This window comes from Pedobacter sp. 01T416_2 (genome assembly GCF_056398925.1).
This window is the reverse complement of the sequence record NZ_JBFTQI010000408.1, coordinates 1-5,264: the sequence shown is the minus strand read 5'-3', so window position 1 is coordinate 5,264 and position 5,264 is coordinate 1. Positions and strand designations below refer to the sequence as shown.

General features: G+C 36.6%; 5 protein-coding genes. 2 read left to right on the top strand and 3 right to left on the bottom strand.

Going from position 1 to position 5,264, the window contains the following annotated elements:
- The coding region (locus tag AC1DPQ_RS16675; protein WP_477610292.1) for a carboxypeptidase-like regulatory domain-containing protein at positions 1–514 on the bottom strand (514 nt) is incomplete at its 3' end.
- Positions 515–673: 159 nt separating this feature from the next.
- On the opposite strand from AC1DPQ_RS16675, the gene AC1DPQ_RS16670 reads away from it, so the two are divergent.
- Together AC1DPQ_RS16670 and AC1DPQ_RS16665 are read left to right on the top strand one after the other, a co-directional pair.
- Positions 674–1,840 (top strand): DUF3095 family protein, encoded by a 1,167-nt coding sequence (locus AC1DPQ_RS16670; RefSeq protein ID WP_477582790.1) that lies wholly within the window; start codon positions 674–676, stop codon positions 1,838–1,840.
- A gap of 110 nt (positions 1,841–1,950) precedes the next feature.
- A complete protein-coding gene (locus AC1DPQ_RS16665) occupies positions 1,951–3,096 on the top strand; it encodes a PAS domain-containing sensor histidine kinase (RefSeq protein WP_477610291.1) in 1,146 nt (381 codons plus the stop codon).
- A 323-nt stretch (positions 3,097–3,419) separates the two neighbouring features.
- Here AC1DPQ_RS16665 and AC1DPQ_RS16660 read toward each other — a convergent pair whose 3' ends face one another.
- Both AC1DPQ_RS16660 and mgrA read right to left on the bottom strand, forming a co-directional pair.
- On the bottom strand, positions 3,420–3,605 hold the full coding sequence (locus AC1DPQ_RS16660) for a hypothetical protein (RefSeq protein WP_477610290.1): 186 nt from the start codon (positions 3,603–3,605) through the stop codon (positions 3,420–3,422).
- A gap of 227 nt (positions 3,606–3,832) precedes the next feature.
- Positions 3,833–4,822, bottom strand: a complete 990-nt coding sequence (gene mgrA / locus AC1DPQ_RS16655; RefSeq protein ID WP_477582794.1) for an L-glyceraldehyde 3-phosphate reductase — start codon at positions 4,820–4,822, stop codon at positions 3,833–3,835.
- Between the last annotated feature and the right edge of the window lie 442 nt (positions 4,823–5,264).

Sequence of the window (5,264 nt, the reverse complement as noted above, 5' to 3'; positions counted from 1 at the left end):
AAGCTACACCGTTTACATTTTTGAGCACATCGCTTAAGCGGTTTGCTTGTTGGTCGGCAATTACTTGGTTTCCAATAATCTGCACGGCCTGTGGAAGATCCATAGGGGCAATAGCAATTTTACCTAAGTTAGCTGGCTTTCTGTTTGGCGTTTTGTAACCGTTAATGGCTACTTCATCCAATTGAGATGAAGATTCTGYAATGGTGAAATCAGCATTTACGGTCTGACCAGCCGCTACAGTAATTGATTTTTCCTGAGCAGAAACACCAATAGCTGATGTTTTGATCGTATAGGTGCCGGGTGTTATATTTTTAATCGTGAAATTACCTTTCTCATCAGTTTGTGTAGTTCTACCAGTATTTTTTAAACCAACACTTACATAACTGGCAGGATTGCCATCGCTCGTTTTAATCGAACCCGAAACAGATCCGTTTTTGCTTTGCGCCATGGTATTACCTGCCAAAAACAGAAAAACAGCTATAAAATTTAAAAGAAAAGTAAATTTTTTATTCATCTTTATTTAGATTAATTCTTAGTTGGCGCAAAGGAAGCGTTTTTGCATCGGAATTACAAAATTATTTTTATTTGTTCTAAATAAGATTAGTTTTTGATTTGCTTTTTTGAAATACATAGCTTTTTTGAATGCGTATATTAGGATATACTAAATCAAATTATGCAAAATAGCGAAGACCATTTCTATTCCAATTTGCCCATTCATAAAATACCATTATATCAGTTGTTGATTCAAAATCAATTATTTGAAAAAGTGGTTGCTAGCTGGTGTGTAATCATCACCGATATTAAGCGTTCAACCGCTGCTGTAAATTCGGGCCTGCATGAAAATGTTAACCTTATTGCTACCGGAAGTATTGTTGCCGTACTCAATATTGCATTTAAAGCAAACATTTCGGTTCCATTTTTCTTCGGTGGCGATGGGGCTTCTTTTATTGTTCCGCCTAGTATTGTAGATGATGTGATGAAATCGCTGTTGAAATACAAAGATAACACCTTACGGAATTTTAACCTTGATTTAAGGACTGGGATTATGCCTGTTGAAGAAATTTACAAACAAAGCCATACGCTTAATATTTGCAGATTTAGTAGTGCTGAAACATTTTCTATCCCCATTGTTTTGGGCGATGGCCTGGCTTATGCCGAACAAATTATCAAGGGAGAGAATTACCTGTTAACGGGCCATGATACTGCAAGTAATGAAATCGATTTAAGTGGTATGCAATGCCGCTGGGATAAGATAGAACCACCCGAAAATAGTGATGAGGTGGTTACATTAATCGTTATAGCTCCAGAAATAACGCAGCAGGCAGCCGTATTCAGCAAAGTGATCCATCATCTTGATCAAATTTACGGAACACCCGAAAAGCGTCAGCCGATTTCAGTTTCTAAGTTGATTTTCAAAACAAGCTTCAATAGTCTGGGGAAAGAAATGAAACACCGAATTGGAAAAATTAAACTTTTTGAACTGATCAAATCATGGCTCATCAATATTTATGGCTATATCTATTTCCGAACGGAGCGTGGTAAAAAATACCTGAAACAGCTTGTAGAAATGTCGGATACGCTGGTGATAGATGGTAGAATAAATACGGTAATTACCGGAACCGCACAGCAGCGATTAATATTGCAGAAAGCGCTTAATCAGCTCGAAAAAAATAATGAAATTTTATACGGCCTCTATGTTAGCGGCGAATCGATCATGTCTTGTTATGTTAGGGACCTGGAAGATGATCACATTCATTTTGTTGATGGAGCAGATGGGGGATATACTCAGGCCGCGGGAGTACTTAAACAGAAAATAAGCGATAAATTAAATGCCAGATGATAAAAGGTTAATAATAGCCAAACTTTTGTAAAGGCCACTTGTATGATACTTAGTATAATTTGATTTTACCATACATATCAGCATCGTCGGGTTTTAACTTTTAATTATAAATGGAAAATTATTCAAGGGTTTTAAATAATAATCAACTTTTAGAGGTTCTTTCCTTATCAAAAGATGCAACAGCCATATACACATCCGAGCATATAGTAATCGAAATGGCCAATGATGCCATGATTGCTTTTTGGGGAAAAGACCGCTCTATTATCGGTAAACCTTTAGAAGATGCTGTGCCAGAGTTAAAGGGCCAGCCTTTTATCAATATGCTGAAAAATGTATTGCTAACGGGCATTACAGATAAAGGAGATGCTATTCAGGCCGAAACCCTAAGGGATGGGAGATTACAAACAGCTTATTATGCTTACGAATACCGCGCCATTAAGGATGAAGCTGGGATGCCTTATTGTATTCTTCATACCGCAAGCGATGTGACTGATATGGTTAATGCGAAAAATGCCATTAAAGAGACTGAACTGCAACGGGAAGCACTAGATCAGGAACAGATTCTAATCAGTATAAAGGAAGAGCGGCAAAAGAATGATTTCATCAGTATGGTAAGCCATGAGCTAAAAACGCCTTTAACCTCTATTAGTGCCTATGTTCAATTGATGCAGAGTCGGAGTTTAACAGATCTTTTTGTCGTAAATACTTTAGATAAAGTTCAAAAACAGATCCGGAAAATGAGTGCTATGATCACTTCCTTTTTAAATGTATCGCGTTTAGAATCAGGAGAAATTCACTTGAGCCTATCTCATTTTGATCTTGATAAACTGATTTGTGATCTTGTAGAAGATCTAAGGTTAATTCATCCTACTAATCAGATTAATTTTGCAGAGGGTGAGCCTAAATTAATATACGCCGACAAAGATAAAATTGGCTCTGTAATTTCAAATTTGATTAGCAATGCTGTAAAATATTCAGATCAGGGCAGTACTGTTTATGTTCAATCAGAAGCCTTGGGGAATGAAATACATGTTTCTGTAACAGATAACGGCATTGGTATCGAGGCTCATGATCTGGAGAAACTTTTTGATCGGTTTTATCGCGTAGAAAACCAGCAAACTAAAACCATTTCAGGTTTTGGGATTGGTTTATACCTAAGTGCAGAGATTATAAACTTACACCAGGGTAAAATTTGGGCAGAAAGTAATTATGGGGCCGGTTCTACATTTCACTTTTCGCTCCCCGTAAAGCGCTAATTCAAATCAAAGCCCTGATCTTGCATGATTAAATCGCAGTTAAAGTTTCGGGTTAGTTAAGAAAAGTAAAAGACTGGATTACAGGCTAAAATAAATCGTCATTTCGACTGGAGAAAAGTCCCGGCGTTAAATCCTACTGTGTGGACACATTTTTTTGATGTTGATTTTTTAGGCGTTTTGCTAACTTCCTCTGAAAACACATTGTTTTAACCGAAGAACGCCGTCAATCCCAAGGGCCGGAGAAATCAAAAAAACAGTTGCAGGAAAGAACAAATAGTACTGCCAAACCTAAACGCAGTGGTTTTGTGTTCATAAACGCTAATTTAAAGCTTTAAATATGTATTGAACACAAAACGAAGTGCCGCTGTTTTTTTGATGTGTGTAGGATTGTGTAAAAGGCCCATTGCTGGATTGATAGAGCGTTTTGGGTACTTTGGCGCTCCAAAGTACCATGCCCCCGCGGCAAAGAGCGGAAAAGTCAATGTTTGTGTAATTAATTTTTTTTTCAAAATAAATGTCTTTTAGCATCTGGAAAGATGCTGAAATAAATTCAGCATGACGATTGCTTTAGGAATGTGTGTTAAAAACAACTATAGAATTAACAAAAGATGTGTCCACACGGTAGGATGTTGAGTCGAAAGAGAAATCTTTGAACCATGTTTATTGGATTGTTCAAAGATTTCTTCTCCGAAGCAGTTCCTTTGGAACACTGCTGCCGAAATGACGATCGATTTTTTTAACTTAAAATTTCATCAATCAGTTTTACTTCAGCAGCACTAAATTTTATATTATCTAAAGCTTTAATTGAATCCGTAATTTGCTCTGGCTTACTGGCACCTATTAAGACTGTGGTAATTCTCTCGTCCTTCAGTATCCACGATAACGCCATATGTGCTAATTTTTGCCCACGCGATTTGGCAACATCATTTAGTTTGGCAATCACGGCTAATTTCTCGGGCGTAATATTGCTTTCTTTCAGGAAAATACCACTGGTGGCTACTCTTGAATCGGAAGGAATGCCGTGTAAATATTTATCGGTAAGTAGACCTTGTGCCAATGGCGAAAATGGAATACAACCCACACCATTTTTTTCCAAAACATCGAGTAAGCCATCTTCTACCCAGCGTTCGAACATCGAATATTTAGGCTGGTGGATTAAACATGGTGTACCGTTATCTTTTAAAATTTTGATGGCTTTTGCGGCTTCTTCTGCCTTATAATTCGAAATACCAACATACAAAGCTTTTCCCTGTTGAACCAAGAGACTTAAGGCTCCCATGGTTTCTTCAAGCGGAGTTTCATGATCTGGACGATGGTGGTAAAAAATATCAACATAATCCAGTTTCATGCGTTTTAAGCTCTGGTCTAAACTAGAAACCAGGTATTTTTTCGAACCCCAGTCGCCATAAGGACCATCCCACATGGTATATCCGGCTTTGCTTGAAATAATCATTTCATCACGATAGCCCCTAAAATCCTCATGAAGGATTTTTCCAAAAACTTCTTCAGCGGAGCCTGGAGGCGGACCATAATTATTTGCTAAATCGAAATGGGTAATTCCATTGTTAAAAGCAGTGTAGATTAGGTTTTTGCTATTTTCAAAAACGTTAACATGCCCGAAATTATGCCATAAACCCAACGATATCGCAGGCAATTTTATGCCACTGTTTCCACAACGGCGATATAGCATTTTGTCGTAACGGTCTGTTGAAATGATTTGATTCATATTTGGAATTTGATTGCCGCAATAATAATCAGTTTTACTGGATTTTAATTGATATTAGGTTAATATTATCTTCAAATCAGTAAAAACGCTGAAAGTTCAATTTAGCTGTATAATAATCGTCATGCTGAATTCATTCAACATTGTATTTAGCTCATCTTTAAAAAAGACCCTGAAATAAATCTGATGGTTATCGGATCAGGAAGACGATAAAAATAAATCAAAGATTTTCAATCGTTCAACAGTTTGTTATCACCATTTCTACAAATCGTATCATTGCTGATGTTTAATTAAATTATTCTTTAATAATATGCATTTTTGATTATTCTAAATCGTTTTTTTTTGTAAAGTTATGTCATATACTTATATTTAAAAACTTAATTAAAAATCTAAACCAAGTATTCCACTTTATGAAATTACAATCATTAACGAGCCTCGGTATGCT

What these genes read in the sequence shown, in the direction of transcription:
- mgrA (WP_477582794.1), bottom strand. Translation starts at nt 4,822, where the DNA reads ATGAATCAAATCATTTCAACAGACCGTTACGACAAAATGCTATATCGC.
- AC1DPQ_RS16670 (WP_477582790.1), top strand. Translation starts at nt 674, where the DNA reads ATGCAAAATAGCGAAGACCATTTCTATTCCAATTTGCCCATTCATAAA.
- AC1DPQ_RS16665 (WP_477610291.1), top strand. Translation starts at nt 1,951, where the DNA reads ATGGAAAATTATTCAAGGGTTTTAAATAATAATCAACTTTTAGAGGTT.